Annotated in this window: 16 protein-coding genes; 6 read left to right on the top strand and 10 right to left on the bottom strand. The window is 74.8% G+C overall.

The features are described 5' to 3' along the window. Positions 1 to 7: 7 nt before the first annotated feature. Both rfbD and rfbB read right to left on the bottom strand, forming a co-directional pair. Entirely contained in the window at positions 8 to 922 is a 915-nt protein-coding gene (rfbD, locus tag ABD976_RS06345; RefSeq protein ID WP_345358562.1) for a dTDP-4-dehydrorhamnose reductase, read from the bottom strand. Then, the gene (rfbB, locus tag ABD976_RS06340) at positions 919 to 1,905 is read right to left on the bottom strand and encodes a dTDP-glucose 4,6-dehydratase (RefSeq protein WP_345358560.1); all 987 of its coding nucleotides are present in this window, start codon (positions 1,903 to 1,905) and stop codon (positions 919 to 921) included. The genes rfbD and rfbB overlap by 4 nt, the downstream gene beginning before the upstream one ends. Positions 1,906 to 2,281: 376 nt before the next feature. On the opposite strand from rfbB, the gene ABD976_RS06335 reads away from it, so the two are divergent. The 3 genes from ABD976_RS06335 to ABD976_RS06325 all read left to right on the top strand — a co-directional run bounded on the left by ABD976_RS06335 (position 2,282) and on the right by ABD976_RS06325 (position 5,925). Beyond that, positions 2,282 to 3,862, top strand: coding sequence for an LCP family protein (locus tag ABD976_RS06335; RefSeq protein ID WP_345358557.1), 1,581 nt, complete (start codon positions 2,282 to 2,284; stop codon positions 3,860 to 3,862). A 139-nt stretch (positions 3,863 to 4,001) separates the two neighbouring features. Further along, positions 4,002 to 5,171: an LCP family protein gene (locus ABD976_RS06330; RefSeq protein ID WP_345358554.1), complete on the top strand. Its 1,170-nt coding sequence runs from the start codon at positions 4,002 to 4,004 to the stop codon at positions 5,169 to 5,171. Positions 5,172 to 5,214: 43 nt separating this feature from the next. Then, the gene (locus tag ABD976_RS06325; RefSeq protein WP_345358551.1) at positions 5,215 to 5,925 is read left to right on the top strand and encodes a TIGR03089 family protein; all 711 of its coding nucleotides are present in this window, start codon (positions 5,215 to 5,217) and stop codon (positions 5,923 to 5,925) included. Between the two features lie 328 nt (positions 5,926 to 6,253). Here the strand turns inward: ABD976_RS06325 and ABD976_RS06320 are convergent, their stop codons facing one another. The 4 genes from ABD976_RS06320 to ABD976_RS06305 all read right to left on the bottom strand — a co-directional run bounded on the left by ABD976_RS06320 (position 6,254) and on the right by ABD976_RS06305 (position 9,724). Then, positions 6,254 to 6,682: a DoxX family protein gene (locus ABD976_RS06320; protein WP_345358548.1), complete on the bottom strand. Its 429-nt coding sequence runs from the start codon at positions 6,680 to 6,682 to the stop codon at positions 6,254 to 6,256. A 435-nt stretch (positions 6,683 to 7,117) separates the two neighbouring features. Then, a complete protein-coding gene (purE, locus tag ABD976_RS06315) occupies positions 7,118 to 7,606 on the bottom strand; it encodes a 5-(carboxyamino)imidazole ribonucleotide mutase (protein WP_345358758.1) in 489 nt (162 codons plus the stop codon). Between the two features lie 47 nt (positions 7,607 to 7,653). After that, a complete protein-coding gene (locus ABD976_RS06310; protein WP_345358545.1) occupies positions 7,654 to 8,838 on the bottom strand; it encodes a 5-(carboxyamino)imidazole ribonucleotide synthase in 1,185 nt (394 codons plus the stop codon). Between the two features lie 76 nt (positions 8,839 to 8,914). After that, complete coding sequence (locus ABD976_RS06305; protein ID WP_345358542.1) at positions 8,915 to 9,724, bottom strand: hypothetical protein; 810 nt, start codon at positions 9,722 to 9,724, stop codon at positions 8,915 to 8,917. A gap of 252 nt (positions 9,725 to 9,976) precedes the next feature. Here ABD976_RS06305 and ABD976_RS06300 point away from each other — a divergent pair, with 252 nt between their 5' ends. Beyond that, positions 9,977 to 11,923, top strand: a complete 1,947-nt coding sequence (locus ABD976_RS06300; RefSeq protein WP_345358539.1) for a sigma-70 family RNA polymerase sigma factor — start codon at positions 9,977 to 9,979, stop codon at positions 11,921 to 11,923. A 48-nt stretch (positions 11,924 to 11,971) separates the two neighbouring features. After that, entirely contained in the window at positions 11,972 to 12,493 is a 522-nt protein-coding gene (locus tag ABD976_RS06295; protein WP_345358754.1) for a GtrA family protein, read from the top strand. On the opposite strand, the gene ABD976_RS06290 is transcribed toward ABD976_RS06295, so the two are convergent. After that, positions 12,490 to 13,764, bottom strand: a complete 1,275-nt coding sequence (locus ABD976_RS06290) for an ATP-binding protein (RefSeq protein WP_345358536.1) — start codon at positions 13,762 to 13,764, stop codon at positions 12,490 to 12,492. The two genes, ABD976_RS06295 and ABD976_RS06290, sit on opposite strands and share 4 nt — an antisense overlap. Positions 13,765 to 13,804: 40 nt before the next feature. Then, complete coding sequence (locus ABD976_RS06285) at positions 13,805 to 14,479, bottom strand: response regulator transcription factor (RefSeq protein ID WP_345358533.1); 675 nt, start codon at positions 14,477 to 14,479, stop codon at positions 13,805 to 13,807. A gap of 106 nt (positions 14,480 to 14,585) precedes the next feature. On the opposite strand from ABD976_RS06285, the gene hisN reads away from it, so the two are divergent. Continuing rightward, the gene (hisN, locus tag ABD976_RS06280) at positions 14,586 to 15,356 is read left to right on the top strand and encodes a histidinol-phosphatase (protein ID WP_345358530.1); all 771 of its coding nucleotides are present in this window, start codon (positions 14,586 to 14,588) and stop codon (positions 15,354 to 15,356) included. A gap of 246 nt (positions 15,357 to 15,602) precedes the next feature. Here hisN and ABD976_RS06275 read toward each other — a convergent pair whose 3' ends face one another. Both ABD976_RS06275 and ABD976_RS29595 read right to left on the bottom strand, forming a co-directional pair. Then, a complete protein-coding gene (locus ABD976_RS06275) occupies positions 15,603 to 15,902 on the bottom strand; it encodes a hypothetical protein (protein WP_345358527.1) in 300 nt (99 codons plus the stop codon). Continuing rightward, positions 15,899 to 16,537, bottom strand: a complete 639-nt coding sequence (locus ABD976_RS29595; protein ID WP_425570072.1) for a TNT domain-containing protein — start codon at positions 16,535 to 16,537, stop codon at positions 15,899 to 15,901. The genes ABD976_RS06275 and ABD976_RS29595 overlap by 4 nt, the downstream gene beginning before the upstream one ends. Between the last annotated feature and the right edge of the window lie 495 nt (positions 16,538 to 17,032).

Genomic DNA, 17,032 nt, shown 5'->3' with positions numbered 1-17,032 from the left:
GTGAGCGTCAGGTGGTGAGCCTGGGGTCCTGCTCGAAGGCCGCGGCGAGGGCTTCGCGCCAGGGGCGCAGCGGGGTGAGCCCGGCGTCGCGCCACGCCCGGTCGGACAGCACCGAGTAGGCCGGGCGCGGGGCGGGGCGGGGGAAGTCCGCGGTGCCGCACGGGCGGACCCGCTCCGGGTCGGTGCCCAGTTCGGCGAAGATGGCGCGCGCGAACTCCCACCAGCTCGCCGCACCGGTGTTGGTGCAGTGCAGCACCGGCTGCCGCGGGCCGTCGCGCCGCGCCGCCCGCTCGGCGAGTTCGACCAGCCCGGCCGCCAGGTCGGCGGCCCACGTCGGGGAACCGATCTGGTCGTCCACCACGGACAGCTCCGGGCGTTCGGCGGCCAGCCGCACCATGCTCCGCACGAAGTTGGCCCCGCCGCCGCCGTAGACCCAGGCGGTGCGGACGACCCAGGCGGGCGCGGCGGAGTCGAGCACGGCGCGTTCCCCGGCCAGCTTGGTGCGACCGTAGGCGGTGCGCGGCGCGGTGGGCGCGTCCGGCTCGTACGGCTCGGTGGCCGTCCCGTCGAAGACGTAGTCGGTGGACACGTGCAGCAGCGGCACGCCGCTGCCCGCGCAGGCCGCAGCCAGCAACCGCGGGCCGGTCGCGTTGATCCGCTCGGCGGCCCCGGCGTCGGACTCGGCCGCGTCGACCGCGGTGTAGGCGGCGGCGTTGATCACCACCGGGCGCAGCCGCGCGTCCCGGGCGGTCTCGGCGAAGGAGTCCACCGCGTCGGCCACGGCGCCCTCGTCGGTCACGTCGAGCTCGCGCGAGCCCGGGGCGTGCGCCAGCCACCCGGACCGCTGCTGGACGAGCCGCTTCAGCTCCCCGCCCAACTGCCCCCGACCGCCGGGCACCAGGACCGCGAGCCGCCCGGTCATCCGGCGACCGCCTGCGCCTTCAGCGGTTCCCACCAGTCGCGGTGGGTCGCGTACCACTCGACGGTCTCGGCGAGGCCGGTCTCGAAGTCGACGACGGGCCGGTAGCCGAGCTCCTCGGCGATCTTGCCGTGGTCCACCGAGTAGCGCCGGTCGTGGCCCTTGCGGTCCGGGACCTCGCGGACCAGCGACCAGTCCCGGCCGGTGGCGGCGAGCAGCCGTCCGGTCAGCTCCCGGTTGGTCAGCTCGGTCCCGCCGCCGATGTTGTAGACCTCACCGGGACGACCGGATTCGGCGACGAGCTGGACGCCCCGGCAGTGGTCGGTGACGTGCAGCCAGTCGCGCACGTTGAGCCCGTCGCCGTAGAGCGGCACCTCGAGCCCGTCGATCAGGTTGGTGACGAACAGCGGCAGCATCTTCTCGGGGAACTGGTACGGCCCGTAGTTGTTGGAGCAGCGGGTGACGCACACCGGCAGCCCGTGGGTCCGGAAGTACGCCCGCGCCAGCAGGTCCGAGCCCGCCTTGGCCGCCGAGTACGGCGAGTTCGGCTCCAGAGCGTGCTCCTCCGGCCAGGAGCCGGTGTCGATGGACCCGTAGACCTCGTCGGTGGAGACGTGGACGAACTTGCCGACGCCGGTCTCCAGCGCGGAGTTCAGCAGGGTGTTGGTGCCCAGCACGTTGGTCACCACGAAGGCGTCCGCGCCGTCGATGGAGCGGTCCACGTGGCTCTCCGCCGCGAAGTGCACCACCACGTCGGTGCCGGTCATCAGCTCGCGGGTGAGCTCGCGGTCGCAGATGTCGCCGCGCACGAAGCGCAACCGCGGGTCGTCGGCGACCGGATCCAGGTTCTTCTCGTTGCCCGCGTAGGTGAGCTTGTCCAGCACCACGACCTCGGCGCCGGCGAACGCCGGGTACGCCCCGCCGAGGAGCTGCCGCACGTAGTGCGACCCGATGAAGCCGGCGCCGCCGGTGACCAGAATCCGCATTCCGCCCCATTCCAGCTCGTCACGACCGCGCATCCGGGCGACCGCGTGCGAAGTCTGACACGGCCGGGTGCGGTCCGCGCGCACCCCCGGGTCGCGAACCGGCGCGCGGAGTGCGAGACCCTATGAATGATCTCACCACTCTTACCGGGACCTCACCCGAGGCATAAGGATCACCGCTAGCCTGCACATCGAACACGAGCAAAATCACCTCGCGAAGGTGTAACGCCCGGCGTGCCAAGGAGGATCAGGCGTGGAGGACCGGCCGAGGTGGCCAGGGGAACCTGGCCGACCCGTCCCGCCCCGCGGGCCACGAAACGGCTCGGGGGACCTCCCGGGCTCCCGCCGACCGGAACGGCGCGCCCGTCCCGCCGAGGGCGTGGGCACCGGCCCGGGCCGAGCGGGCAGCGGTGAGCACCGGCGCCCGCCGTCGCGCTCCCGGGAAGCCCCGACCGGCGACACCTGGTCGCGGCCCGGCAAGCGCCGGGGCCGCCGGACGTGGCGGATGGTCGGCCGCACGGCCATCGCGCTGCTGTCGGTGATCGTGCTCAGCTACACCGGCCTGGCCTGGGCGAGCCTGAACCGGTTCGGCGGCGGCGAGGGCGCCGTGGACCTGGCCGAGCGCCCGTACGCCGAGGACGGCGCGGTGGACCTCCTGCTGATCGGCAACGACAGCCGCAACGACAAGGAGGGCAACCCGCTGCCCGAGTCGGTGCTCCGCGAGCTGCGGACCACCTACGAGAGCGGCGACCTCACCGACACCATGATCCTGGTCCGGATCCCCAACGGCGGGCAGCGGGCCAGCGCGGTGTCCTTCCCCCGCGACACCCTGGTCGACATGGGCGAGTTCGGGAAGCACAAGCTCACCGAGGCTTTCAGCCGGGCCAAGAACGCCGAGGCGGAGAAGCTGCAGGAGCAGGGCCTGTCCGATCCCAAGGAGATCGAGAAGAAGGCCCGCGAGGCCGGGCGCAACTTCTTGATCAGCACGATCGAGGACATCAGCGGTGCCGGGATCGACCACTACGCCGAGGTGAACCTGCTCGGCTTCTACGAGGTCACCAAGGCCATCGGCGGCGTCGAGGTGTGCCTGAAGGAGCCCGTCGACGACAGCGAGTGGTCCGGCGCGGTGTTCCCCGCCGGACCGCAGACCATCCAGGGCGCTGACGCGCTGGCCTTCGTCCGGCAGCGGCACGGCCTGACCAACGAGCTCGACCGCGTCACCCGGCAGAAGGTGTTCATGTCCGCCCTGGTGGGCAAGGTGCTCTCGGCGGGCACGCTGGCCAACCCGGCGCGGCTGACCGATCTGGTCGGCGCGGTGGAGCGGTCCGTCGTGCTGGACGACAAGCTGGCCAACGACATCCTCGGGTTCGCCTCCCAGTTGCAGGGCATCGCCGGGGGCGACGTCGAGTTCCACACCGCGCCGGTGCACTTCGTCGGCGAGAGCGGCGAGGAGGACGTCACCATCCAGGTGCCCGAGGTGCGGCAGTTCGTGGCGAACCTGCTGCTGCCGCCCGCGGAGCGCGCCCGCAAGGAGCAGCAGCAGGCGCAGCAGGCGGCGGCCCGCGAGGACACCACGGTCAGCGTCTTCAACGCCTCCGGCGAGACCGGCCTGGCCGGTCGGGTGCTGGAGGAGGTCGGCGCCGCCGGGTTCACCACGGGCGGCAGCGCCAACGCCGACTCCCGGGCCAGTTCGCTGATCTACCACGCGCCGGGCGACCAGGCCGCCGCGCAGCAGCTCGCGGAGATGCTGGGCGGGGTGGAGATCGCCGAGAGCCAGAACCTGTCGGCGGGCAACCTGGAGGTCTACCTCGGCGACGACTACGCCGGTCCGGGCGCGGACTTCGCCGGGCAGCAGTCGGTGCGGCTCGACGGTCTCCGCCAGGCCCCGGTCCAGGCGCAGGCGCCGGACACCGCGGACGAGCCACCGATCACCGCCAACGGCGTTCCCTGCGTGAACTGACCGCGGCGCCGGAGAACCGCGCGGCTGCGGCAACCGGGTGGCCGTTGCGCGGTTCTCCGGACACGCCCGGGGGACCTCCGGTTAGGGTCTGGGCGGCCCGCACCGCGCACCGTGCGGTTGCTCGATCGGGGAGGCACAGGTGGCGGAAGCGCAGGACGACGCGCCGGAGGCGCCGCGCACCGGGCGGCGCACGGCCGCCCGGATCACCGGCCGCGGCTTGATCGCGCTGTTCTCCGCCGTGGTGCTCGGCACGACGGCGACCGGCTGGTTCCTGCTGGACCGGCTCGACGACGTCAGCAGCTCCACGGTGCTGGCCGAACCCGCCGCGCCGGACGAGGCCGAGCCCCCGCCGCCGCGCGACGACGGAGCGCTGGACCTGCTGCTGGTCGGCAGCGACAGCCGCACCGACGCCCACGGCAACCCGCTGCCGGAGAGCGTGCTGCGGGAGCTGCGCACCGAGAGCAGCCCGGGGCTCAACACCGACACCCTGGTGGTGGTCCGCGTCCCGCACGACGGCGCGGCGCCGACCGCCGTGTCCATCCCGCGCGACACCTACACCGAGGTGCCCGGCGGTCGCCCGGAGAAGATCAACGCCGTCTACGGGCTCGCGAAGGCCGCGGCCGCCCGGGAGGAGGGCGCCGACGAGGCCGGGTCGCGGCTGGCCGGGCAGCGGGCGCTGGTGCGCACCGTGCAGCGGCTGACCGGGGTGCGCATCGACCGCTACGCCGAGATCAACCTGCTCGGCTTCTACGAGATCACCGAGGCCGTCGGCGGGGTGCGGGTGTGCCTGCGCCAGGCCACCAGCGATCCCGACTCCGGCGCCGACTTCGCCGCCGGTCCGCAGCGGATCGCCGGGGGCGACGCGCTGGCGTTCGTCCGGCAGCGCGGCGGGTTGCCGCGCGGCGACCTGGACCGGATCGTCCGGCAGCAGGTCTTCATGGCCTCGCTGGCCGGCGAGGTGTTCTCCTCCGGCACGCTGACCGATCCGGCGCGGCTGAACGGGCTGATCGCCGCGCTGCGCCGCTCGGTGGTGCTCGACCAGGACTGGGACGTGATGGCCTTCGCGCAGCGGATGCGCGAGCTCGCCGCGGGCGGGGTGTCGTTCGTGACGCTGCCGCTGACCGGGGTGGGCCTGCGCGACGACCGGGACCGCAGCATCGTCACCGTCGACCCACCCGCCGTGCGGGACTTCTTCGCGGGACTGGTCGCGCCGCCACCGCCCGGGCTCGCCCCGGCGGCACCGCTGCGGCTGGACGCGACCGCGCAGCCGCCGCCGATCACCTCCGACGGCGTGCCCTGCGTGAACTGACGGGCGCACGCCGGAACCGCGGCCGGGGGATACCCTCGTCGCCATGAGCGCCACCCAGGAACTGCTCGGCCCGGTGTTGGCGGGCAACGCCGCGAAGCCGCTGATCACCTACTACGACGACGCGACCGGTGCGCGGGTGGAGCTGTCCGGGGCCACGACGGCGAACTGGGCCGCGAAGACGGCGAACTGGCTGGTCGACGAGCTCGACGTGGAACCGGGCACGCCGGTCGCGGTGGACCTGCCCGCGCACTGGCAGACGGCCGGCGTGCTGCTCGGCGCGTGGTGGTGCGGCGCGCACGTCGTCGGTGATCCGGACGGCGCGGAGCTCGCCGTGGTGGCGGCCTCGGACCCGGCGCGCGGCGCGGGTGCGCGGACGGTGGCCGCGGTGGGCCTGGACGCGCTGGGGGCGCCGGTGCGCGACCTGCCGGACGGGGTGCTCGACTACGCCACCGAGATCCGCGTGCACGGCGACGACTTCAGCCCGCTGCTGCCGGTCCCGGCCGACACCCCGGCGCTGCTGGGGCACTCCGCCGGGGAGCTGGTCGCCGCCGCCCGCGAGCGGGCGGCCGGGCTCGGCCTCAGCGCCGGGGACCGGGTGCTGTCCACCGTGGAGTGGACGCTGCCCGGCGGGGTGCTGGACGGCCTGCTCGCCGTGCTCGCCGCCGGGGCGTCCCTGGTGCACTGCGCCCACGCCGACCCGGCCCTGCTGGAGCGGCGCCGGGCCGACGAGCGCACCACGGCCCGCCTGGCCTGACCCGACCGAACCCGGAGTGAGGGGCACCCTTGCCCAAGTTAGGGCCGCTTTCAGAATGGTCTGCGTGGCGGTGCGGGTAGCGGAACCTCAGCGGTCTTCTCGCTGCGGGATCGCCTCCTGATGTACCCACGACGTACACGGCGTCGGCGCTGTCCTCGCGAGAAGACCGCTGAGCGGTCACGTCCGAGCACGGGCCGCGGTGCCGGTTGACGGCCGCACCGCATGCGGCTCCGCCGCATTCCGTAACGACCCGGGGTGAGGGGCACCCTTGTCCAAGTTACTGGGACAAGGGTGCCCCTCACTCAGTTCACGAACGGGTGGTGCGTGCTCAGACCCCGGCAGGCTCCTGTTGGGGCTGGCGGCGGCGCAGCGCCGCGTCGACGCTGTAGCGCCGACCGCCGAAGCCGAGCGCGAGGCTCACCGCCGCCAGCAGCAGCACGTACTCGAAACCGCCGTCGGTGACGAAGAACGTGGTGCCCAGGTGCGCGAAGAGCAGGGCGCCGAGCATGACGGCGGCCAGCAGCACGCCCGCCACCGGCAGCAGCACGCCGAGCACTAGGGCGATCCCGCCCAGCAGCTCGACCAGCGCGGCGAACCACGCCGCCGCGGTGGGCAGCGGGATGCCCATCGATGCGAAGCCGCTCGCGGTGGCGTCCATGCCGTTGATCGCGAGCTTCTGGTAACCGTGCGCGATGAACGTCACGCCCACGACGACGCGGGCCAGGAGGAGGGCGAGGTCGGACAAGGTCTGCCGCATCGGTGACCCCTTTCCGGGAGGGTTCAGGAAGTGCGCGATGTCGCGCTCGGGTGGCACCTCGGGCGCCGCCACGCTGCGGGAGCCCCTCATCAGGTAGACCACCGGCGAGCATATACATGAAGCTTCAAGTAGTCCGGGGTGGCCGGTGCGAAGATGCTCACACGCGGCGTGCGCTGCCGCCCGGCATCGTCCGGAAGCCGCCGCAGAACCGCGAAAGCCACCCGGCACCTCGGTCCGACCTGCGGCGGAGCAGGTACGACGGGTACCGCGCGCGGTCGGGCGTCCGGCCCGAACGGGGCAGCGCCGCGGTGCGGTGCGGCGCGCGACCGGCACCGCCGCGGGCGCTCAGCGGTCCCCCGCGAGGGCGGGTGGGTACATCATCGCGCGGCGAGAGCACCGCTGGGTTCCGCCGCGCACGTCGTCGGCGAGAAGCGGTCAGCCGCCGTGGACCTCGGCGCGCAGCGCGTCGTGCTTGGTCAGCACCATGTCCTCCAGGCCGGACTGGAACCGGGCCATCGCGGCCCGCAGCCGGGCGCCCAGCTCACCCGAGTCGGCGGCCAGCGTCCGCACCGCGAGCAGGCCCGCGTTGCGCGCCCCGCCGACCGAGACCGCCGCCACCGGCACCCCGGCGGGCATCTGCACGATGGACAGCAGCGAATCCATCCCGTCCAGGTGCTTGAGCGGCACGGGCACGCCGATCACCGGCAGCACCGTCGCCGAGGCGACCATGCCCGGCAGGTGCGCGGCACCGCCCGCGCCCGCGATGATCACGCGCAGGCCCCGGTCCGCGGCCTCCCGCGCGTAGTCCAGCATCCGCTGCGGGGTCCGGTGCGCCGAGTGCACGCCGACCTCGAAGGGCACCTCGAACTCCGCCAGCGCCTCGCCCGCGGCGCGCATCACCGGCCAGTCCGAATCGCTGCCCATGATGACGCCGACCAGGGGTCGCTCCTCCGCCACGCCTCGCTCCTCAGTCAGTGGATCGGGTGCCCGTCGGCCCACTCGCCCCGGGACAACCAGTGGACGGCCAGCCGGGCCTGCTCGCGGACCTCGTCGAGGTCGTCGCCGAGCAGCGTCACGTGCCCGAGCTTGCGGCCGGGCCGCTCGCTCTTGCCGTAGAGGTGGACCTTGGCGTGCGGGTAGCGGGCGAACAGGTGGTGCAGGCGCTCGTCGACGCCCATCGCGGGCTCCTCCGGCGCGCCCAGCAGGTTCGCCATCACCACGGCGGGCGCGGTGAGGTCGGTGCTGCCCAGCGGGTAGTCCAGCACCGCGCGCAGGTGCTGCTCGAACTGGGAGGTGCGAGCGCCCTCGATGGTCCAGTGCCCGGAGTTGTGCGGGCGCATCGCCAGCTCGTTGACCACCAGGCCGTCGTCGGTCTCGAACAGCTCCACGGCCAGCACGCCGGTGACGCCGAGCGACTCGGCGACGGTCAGCGCCAGGTCCTGCGCCTGCTCGACCAGCTCCGGCGAGGCGTCCGGCGCCGGCGCCAGCACCTGCACGCAGATGCCGTCCTGCTGCACCGTCTCCACCAGCGGCCACACCGCGCCCTGCCCGAACGGCGACCGGGCGACCAGCGCGGCGAGCTCGCGGCGCAGCGCCACCCGCTGCTCGGCGAGCAGGACCGCGCCCCCGGCGAGCAGCTCGGCGACGGTCTCGCGGGCCTGCTCCGGACCGTCGAGCAGCCACACGCCGCGGCCGTCGTAGCCGCCCCGGGCGGTCTTGAGCACGCACGGCCAGCCGTGCTCGGCGCCGAAGGCGAGCACGTCGTCCACCGAGCCGATCTCGGCGAACGGCGGGACCGGCAACCCCAGCCCGGCGAGCGCGCGGCGCATCACCAGCTTGTCCTGGGCGTGCAGCAGCGCGTCCGGACCCGGCTGCACCGACACCCCGGCGGCGGCCAGCGCGCGCAGGTGCTCGCCCGGCACGTGCTCGTGGTCGAAGGTGAGGACGTCGCAGCCCTGCGCGAACTTGGTCAGGGCGTCCAGGTCGGTGTGGTGCCCCAGCTCCACGTCCGAGGCCACCAGCGCGGCGCTGTCGTCCTCGGAGGTGGCGAGCACCTTGAGCGACTGCCCGAGCGGGATCGCGGCCTGGTGGGTCATCCGGGCCAACTGGCCACCACCGACCATGCCGACGACGGGAGTTCCGGTGCGCTGGTCCACACGACCAGCCTAGTTCGGGCGCCGCCGACCACCGCCCCGGGACTCCTCCGAACGCGACCCAGCTCACGCTCGGGCCTCAGGTCAAGGCGGCGAGCAGGGCGCAGGCCTGGTCCGGTTCCGCGGGCAGGACCTCCAGGGACACCGAGACCGGGTCGGGGCGCGGGACGCGCAGCGCCGGGTCGGCGGCCAGCTTGCGCTCGGCGAGGTGGCGGACGCGCGCGCAGCGCACGCCCAGGGTCCGGTCCCGGGGTGCCAGCACGGCCGCCGTCGAGGCCCGCAGCAGCGCCACCGTCTCGCCCGCGTCGAACACCGCGCGCAGCACCTCGGCGACCAGCACCATGCCCATCGAGCGCGGGTAGCCGTGGCCGTGGTCGGGCACCCGCAGCGAGACGGTGATCAAGGCGTGCTCGTCGGCCGGGGTGCGCCCCGCGGCCCGCGCCCACCGGTACACCTCGTGCAGCCGGGTGCGCAGGTAGCCGGGGGTGGTCAGGCCGGTCAGCGGGTCGCGCACCTCGCGGCCGATCGCGTGCCGGGCGGTGACCTCCGCCCAGCCCAGCGCCACCGCCCGCACCATCCAGTTCGGCACCGCGTCCGGGTCGAGGCCCGCCGCAGCGCCCGGCGCCGACGCGGCGTGGAGGGCCGCGAGGTCGTCCAGCGCACCGGCGAGCCCGACGCCCGCCTCGGCCCGCGCCGCGCCCAGGTCGGCCAGCAGCGGCACCAGCCCGTCGGCCCCCGTCACCACCGCCGCGCACACCGCGTCCACCGCGCCCCCGGGCCAGTCGCCGGGGAAGGGCCACCCGGCGGCCAGGCTCGCGGCGCGCCACCGGGACCGCAGCGCTCCGCTCCCCGCGGGCAACGCCGCGCCGCTCCATTCCCGACCGCTCACCGTCGCCTCCTCCACGCCCTCCCGCGTGCCCGAGCGGGAGGGATCCTCCCCGCTCGGGGAGAACTGCTCCGTCCACCTGGGAGACGTGCGGACCGGTCGCCCATGACGGTGCCGACCGTGGCGTCGTGGGGTCGATCTCGCAGACAATATGATCTCCCCGAGTGACGCTCGGTGCGCGACTGATCACCGAGCGCCCCACGACGGAGTGCCCGCGCACCGAACGCGGGACAGGCGACCAGGGAAGGGCGTGCAGTGTCGACAGCTCCGCCGGAACCGCAGGAACCCAGCGACGCGGAACTGCTCGACGCGGTCCGCGACGGCTCCACCGAGGCCTACGCGCAGCTCTACGAGCGGCACGTCGCCGCCGCCTACCGGATGGCGCGGCAGGTCGCCGGCTCGGCGGCGGAGGCCGACGACCTCGTGTCGGAGTCCTTCGCCAAGGTCCTCGACCTGCTGCGCGCGGGCAGCGGCCCCACCACCGCGTTCCGCGCCTACCTGCTCACCGCGCTGCGCCGCACCGCCTACGACCGCGGTCGCCGGGACCGCAAGGTGCGGCTGGCCGACGACGTGGGCGAGGTGGCCGACGTCGGGGTGCCGTTCACCGACACGGCGGTGGCCGGGCTGGAGCGCTCGCTGGCCGCGCAGGCGTTCGCCCGGCTGCCGGAGCGGTGGCAGACCGCGCTGTGGCACCTGGAGGTCGAGGGCCAGAGCCCCGCCGAGGTGGCCCCGCTGCTCGGGCTGACGCCCAACGGGGTGTCCGCGCTGGCCTACCGGGCCCGCGAAGGGCTGCGGCAGGCCTACCTCCAGGTCCACCTGGCCCGGCTCGGCCCGGACGTGGACCGCTGCCGCGCGGTGGTGGACCGGCTCGGGGCCTGGACCCGGGACGGTTTGTCGAAGCGGGAGACGGCGCAGGTCAACACCCACCTCGACGGGTGCGACCGGTGCCGGGCGCTGGCCGGGGAGCTCGCCGAGGTCAACAGCGGGCTGCGGCTCATCGTGGCGCCGCTGCTGCTGGGCACCGCCGCGACCGGCTACCTCAGCACCTCGGGCGCCGGAGCGGTCGGCGGTGCCGCCGCGGCCGGGTCGGCGGGCGGCGCGCTGAGCGCCGGACCGCGGCAGACGCTGACCGCGACGACGTCCGGGGCCGCGCTGCTCACCGCCATCGCGCTGGGCATCGGCGCGGGCACCGAGCAGCCCGTCCCGGTCGCCGCCGTGCCGCCCCCGCCGCCGCCGGTCACCCAGGTCCCCCCGCCCGCGCCGAACCCGCCGGCGCCACCACCGCCACCGGCGCCGTCGACCCCGGCACCGGCACCGCCGACCGAACCGCCGCCGCCACCGGCACCGCCACCGCCGCGGATCCCCGACCTGGGCGCCACCGGACCGGCCGAGCCGGTCGTGCTGCCCGCGGGCGGCCCGCCCGCCGAGCTGACCATCACCGTGCGCAACACCGGGACCGGGCCGTCGGCCCCGGTCACCACCTCGCTCGCGCTCCCGGACGGCGTGTCGGCCGCGCTGCCGTCGGCCCGCAGCGGCGGACCGGCCGCGACCACCCCGCAGTCCGCGGCCGGGATGACCTGCCGCGGCGGCACCGGCGAGGTGAGCTGCACCACCACCGGCGGCATCGGCCCCGGCGAGGCGCGGGAGTTCGCGTTCCCGCTCCGGGCCGCGCCGACGGCGACCGGCGGCGAGATCACCGCCCGGGTCAGCGCGGGCTCGGCGATCGACCTGCGGCTGCCCGCGATGCCGGTGGTCGTCGAACCGGTCGACGGGGTGCGGGTCGAGCTGGCCCGATGGAGCTGGGACCCCGACGACTGGGACCTCGACGACCCGCACCCGAACCACCGGCACGACGACGACTGGGACGGCTGGGGCGCTGGCTGGGTCGGTGTCGAGGTCACCAACACCGGGACCGGCGGCGGCCTCGCCGAGGCGGTCGCCCGGCTGCCCGAGGGCGTCGAGGCGATCGGCGTCTCCCCCGCCTGCCAGGTGCTGCCCGCCGACGACGAGATCCGGTGCGCCGCCGAGCTGGACCCCGGCGAGTCGTTCACCGGCGCGCTGCTGGTCCACTCCGACGGGGGGTGGTCGCAGGTGCCGGAGCGGCTCCTGCTGCCGGTGACGGCGACGCTGGGGTCGGCGACCGACGAGGCGGTGATCGACCTGCTCCCGGACTGCGCGCCGGCCTGCCGACCCGGCGGCTGACCTGCGGCGACCCCGGTACGGGCCACCCGGTTGGGTCGACTCCGTAGAATCGCCGCCGTGTCGGTTCTCGCGCTGCTGCCCCGGCGATGCCGCGGCCTCGCGGTCCGGTATCGCGAACTGCTCAAGTTCGGCCTCGTCGGCGGGGCCACCTTCGTCATCGACACGGCGCTGTTCTACGCGCTCAAGCTCACCGTCCTGGAGCACAAGCCGGTCACGTCGAAGGTCATCGCGGTGCTGGTCGCCACGGTGGTGTCCTACGTGCTCAACCGGGAGTGGTCGTTCCGGAGCCGGGGCGGGCGCGGTCGGCGCTCCGAGGCGACGCTGTACTTCCTGATCAGCGGCATCGGGGTGGCCCTGTACTCGGCGCCGCTGTGGGTCTCCCGCTACCTGCTGCACCTGCAGACCCCGTACACCACCAGGCTGGTGGAGGAGATCGCGGACTTCACCGCCGGGCAGGTCGTCGGCGTGCTGCTGGGGATGGCGTTCCGCTGGTGGGCGTTCCGGCGCTGGGTGTTCCCGGCGCAGCCCGACCCCGGCCCGGCGCCCAGCCCCGTCCTGTCCCGGCGCTAGCGCGGGGTGGACTCGATGTTCCACGGCACGCCGAGGATGTCGTCGGCGCGGGCCAGCGGCAGGAACACCTCGAACATCGCCGGGCGCGCCTTGCTCAGCTCCAGCCGACCGCTGTCGGCCTCCACCAGCGCGCGGGCCAGCGCCAGCCCCACCCCGGTGGAGCCGCGCCCGGAGAAGCCGCGCTCGAAGACGTAGGGCACCAGTTCGTCGGGCACGCCCGGACCGGCGTCGCCGACCTCGATGACCGCGGTGCCGCTGCCGTGCCGGGCGGTGAGGGTCACCGTGCCGGTGCCGTGCCGCAGCGCGTTGTCCAGCAGCACGCCCAGCACCTCCCGCAGCCGCGCCGTGGTGGCCCGGGCCAGCAGGCCGTCCTCCACCCGCAGCCGCAACGTCCGCCCTTCGGCGCGCAGCGGCTCGCGCCACTCCGCGGAGACCTCGGTGAGCAGGGTGGAGACGTCCAGCGGTTCGGCGTCCCGGGTGCGCGCCGCGCTCGCCGCGGCGAGCAGGTCGTCGAGCACCGCGGAGAGCCGTTCGGCCTGCTCCAGCGCGGCGGTGGCCTCCTCGGCGACCGCCGGATCGTCGGTCGCGGCCAGCGCGTCGAGCCGCAGGTGCATCGCGGTGAGCCTGCTGCGCAGCTGGTGCGAGACGTCCCCGACGAGGTCCCGCTCGCGCTGCACGAGCTGGGCCAGCGCAGCCCCGGAGGCGTCCAGCGCATCGGACACCCGGTCCAGCTCGGGCACCTCGTGGCGCTGCGGGTCGGGGCGGAAGTCGCCGGCGCCGAGGCGGGCCGCCCGGGCCGCGACGTGCCGCAGCGGATCGGCCAGCCGCCGGGCGGTGACCGACGCCACGATCATCCCGGTGCCCGCCGACAGCACCACCAGCAGCACCACCAGCGAGCCCACCTGCACCTGCTGGGTGCGCACCGGGCCGCTGGGCGCGGCGATGGTCACCGTGCCGCTCTGCACCATCGGCACGCTCTCCACCAGCGGGTTCTCCCCCGGGTCGGGCCCGTAGATGTAGTCGTGCTGCCGGGTGCGCACGATCAGCCGGGCCCCGTCGGGCACCGCGATCCGGGCGGCGGTGAGGTCGATCGGCTGCTGGGCGGCGACCTGCTCGTCGAGCAGCGTGGCGATCTGCTGCGCGCGGGTGGACAGGTCGGCCGTGGTGAGGTCCGCGACCAGCTTGAGCGCGCTGAAGCCCAGCGGCAGCCCGAGCGCGACCGCGGTCACCGCCACCGCGAGCAGCGTCGCCTGCAGGATCCGTCGGCGCATCGCGTCAGGGCTCCACCGGCACGTCCATCGGGAGCACCTCTCAGTCCGCGTTGAACCGGAAGCCGACGCCGCGCACCGTCGCGATCCGGGTCTCGTCGAGCCGGCCCCCGGTGTCGCCGAGCTTGCGGCGCAACCACGAGATGTGCATGTCCAGCGTCTTGCTGCCCTTGCGGTCGGACTCCGGCCAGACCTCCTCCAGGATCTCCTCGCGGGTCACCACCTGCCCGGTGTGCTGCATCAGCACCCGCAGCAGCTCGAACTCCTTGTTCGCCAGCTGCACCTCGTGCTGGTCGACGAGGACCCGGCGCGCGGTGAGGTCCAGCCGCACCCCGCTGGCCTCCAGCGTCTCCGGGGCGCCGCGCCGCAGCAGCGCCCGGATGCGGGCCATCAGCTCGGCCAGCCGGAACGGTTTGGCCACGTAGTCGTCGGCGCCCGCGTCGAGGCCGACCACGAAGTCCACCTCGTCGGTGCGGGCGGTGAGCATCAGCACCGGCAGGCCCCGGCCCTGGGCGCGCAGTCTGCGGCACACCTCCAAGCCGTCCATCTCCGGCAACCCGAGGTCGAGGACCAGCAGGTCGACACCGCCCGACGCGGCGGCCGCCAACGTCGCCGGGCCGTCCTCGATCACCTGGACCGAGTACCCCTCTCGTTGCAGCGCGCGGGACAGCGGTACGGCGATGGCCGGATCGTCTTCGGCAAGCAGCACCACGCTCACGTCACCAGCCTAGAGAAGCGGCCCCCGTCCCCGACCCCAGGTCCGCCCGGGGTGCGGGCGCGGCGGCCGGGTGCGGTGTCCCCGAGGCCGACTAAGGTGCTCTGCCGTGACGACCGATCTCGAACTCGCCCAGCGGCTCGCCGACGTCGCCGACCGGATCACCACCGCCCGGTTCCGCGCCCGCGACCTGCACGTCGACCGCAAGCCGGACCGGACGCCGGTGACCGACGCCGACCTCGCGGTCGAGGACGCGGTGCGCGCCGAGCTCGCCGAGCACCGCCCGGACGACGTGGTGGCGGGCGAGGAGCGCGGCGGCGAGGTCGGCACCGGGCGGGCGTGGGTGCTCGACCCGATCGACGGCACCAAGAACTTCCTGCGCGGCGTGCCCGCGTGGGCGACGCTGCTCGCGCTCGTCGACGGCGGGCGCCCGGTCCTCGGGATGATCAGCGCACCGGCGCTGGGCAAGCGGTGGTGGGCCGGGGCAGGTGCCGGGGCGTGGTGCCGGACCGGCGCGGGCGAGCCGGAGCGGATCTCGGTGTCCGGGGTGCGCGACCTGGGCGACGCGTACCTGTCGACCACGCACCTGGGGAGCTGGGTGGAGCACCACTCGCGGGAGTCCTACCTGCGGCTGGTCGACGCCTGCTGGGAGAACCGGGCGTTCGGCGACTTCTGGCAGCACTGCCTGGTCGCCGAAGGAGCGATCGACCTGGCCGCCGAAGCCGTCGTCAACCCCTGGGACGTGGCGGCGGTGCAGGTCATCGTCGAGGAAGCGGGCGGCACCTTCACCGACCTCACCGGCGCACCCCGCTACGACGGCGGCAGCGCCCTCACCTCCAACGGCCACCTCCACGCCGAAGCCCTCCACCACCTCACCTGAAGCGGCGAAGCCGCTTCCAGCCGAACCCGCCCGCTCACCCAACCCCCGTCAGGCAAGCGGCGAAAGCCGCTTCCGCCTTACCCCACCTGATCAACTGGCACCGCCGCGGGTTCTCAGCGGTCTTCTCGCGAGGACGCCCTGACGCTGTGTACGTGGTTGGTACATGAGGAAGGGCGCCCGGAGCGAGAAGGCCGCTGAGGTTCCGCCACCCGCACCGCCACGCAAAAGAAGACCGACACCGAAAGATCACACCCGAGGATTCCCCTGAGGTGGGGTGTTTGTTGCGTCTACTGTCCCCACCACCCCCCGCAGCACCTGCGTCCAGGTGAGCCGTCCGAACAGGTAGAAGCAGGCGACCTGCTCGCTGTCGAAGCGCGCCCAGTCGTAGCGGTTGCCCTGCTCGCGCCAGAAGACCTCCCAGGCCGCCACGCCGTCGGCCTCGCCGCGCAGCAGGCACCAGGCGTCGTCCACCTCGGCGCCGACCGAGACGAGTCCGGCGGGCACGCCCATCGACTCCAGCCAGCCGATCACCGACTCGGTGTTCACGTCCCTGCCTCCTGCGCTCGTGCCGACTCGATCCGCTGCGTCCGCTCCTCGGCGTTGCGGCGCTGCGCGGTCAACTCCACCAGGTATCCCATGGCGACCAGCTCGACCAGCGGGTAGGTGGTGCGGTAGCGCACCCCGCCGCCGGGTTGGCCGAACCAGGGCTCGGCCTCTCCCCGCCACACCGGCAGCGGGCGCATCACCCGGTACCGCCGGTACGGCAGCCGCCGGTGCTCCGGGGGCAGCGCGCGGCGGGCGAACGGCGTCGCCGGGGCGAACAGCATCCGGCCCGCTCCGTCACCGAGGTGGTCGACGACCTCGTCGGGTTCCAGCACCACCGGTTCGGCTTCCTCCCCGGACGGCCACGACCACCCCTCGTCCCGGCGGTACCGGAGTTCCCACTCCTGCTCGTCGAGCCCGCCGAGCGGGGTGTGGTCGGCGACCAGTTCCTCGGGCAGCTCCTCGGTCTCGGCCGGTTCGGCCCGCTGCCGCAGCCGCGCCGCGTAGACCTCGCCGGAGCGGGTCCGGGCCACCGCGTCGCCGTCGCGGACCAGGTCCGCGCTCGGGTGGTGCTGCGGTGGGCGGTCGTCGGCGGGCGGGGCGAACTGCCTGCTCGCCTTGCCCGCCGCGACCGGCATGAACCCGATCGGGAACTGGTGCAGCACGAACGCGACGACGTCGGCGTCGCGGTCGCCCTTGCGCAGCGGGCGCCGACCACCGGCCTGCGGTGAGCTCGGGATGGCCAGCGGGCGCAGCGGTGCGCGCGGCGGCACGGCCCGGTGCGGCGCGCCAGAGCGGTCCGGCGCGCCAGGGCGGTGCGGTGCGGCGGGCCGGTGCGGTGCGGCGTGGTGCGGGCCGGGCCCCGGTTGCCGGGGCAGCGGACCGGACCGCACCGGCGGGGCGGCCTGCGGCGGTGCCGGGCGCGGCACCCGGTGCGGGGCGGTCGTCGACGCCGGATCGGCCTCGGGCGGTGTCCAGCCGACCCGGGGGATCGGCCCGGTCCCGGCCTCGGTGACGGTCACCGGACCGGTGCGCTCGGCATCGGCCGTCCAGGTGGGCGGTTCGGCGGCGGCGGTCAACGCCCGGTGCGCCTGCTCGATGGCGTGGGCGGCCTCGCGCACCGCGGGGTCGGG

It is taken from the genome of Saccharopolyspora cebuensis (assembly GCF_039542665.1).
In the GTDB taxonomy this organism is placed as follows: Bacteria; Actinomycetota; Actinomycetes; order Mycobacteriales; family Pseudonocardiaceae; genus Saccharopolyspora; species Saccharopolyspora cebuensis.
The sequence above is the reverse complement of the archived record's forward strand: the minus strand, read 5'-3'. Positions and strand labels throughout refer to the sequence as shown.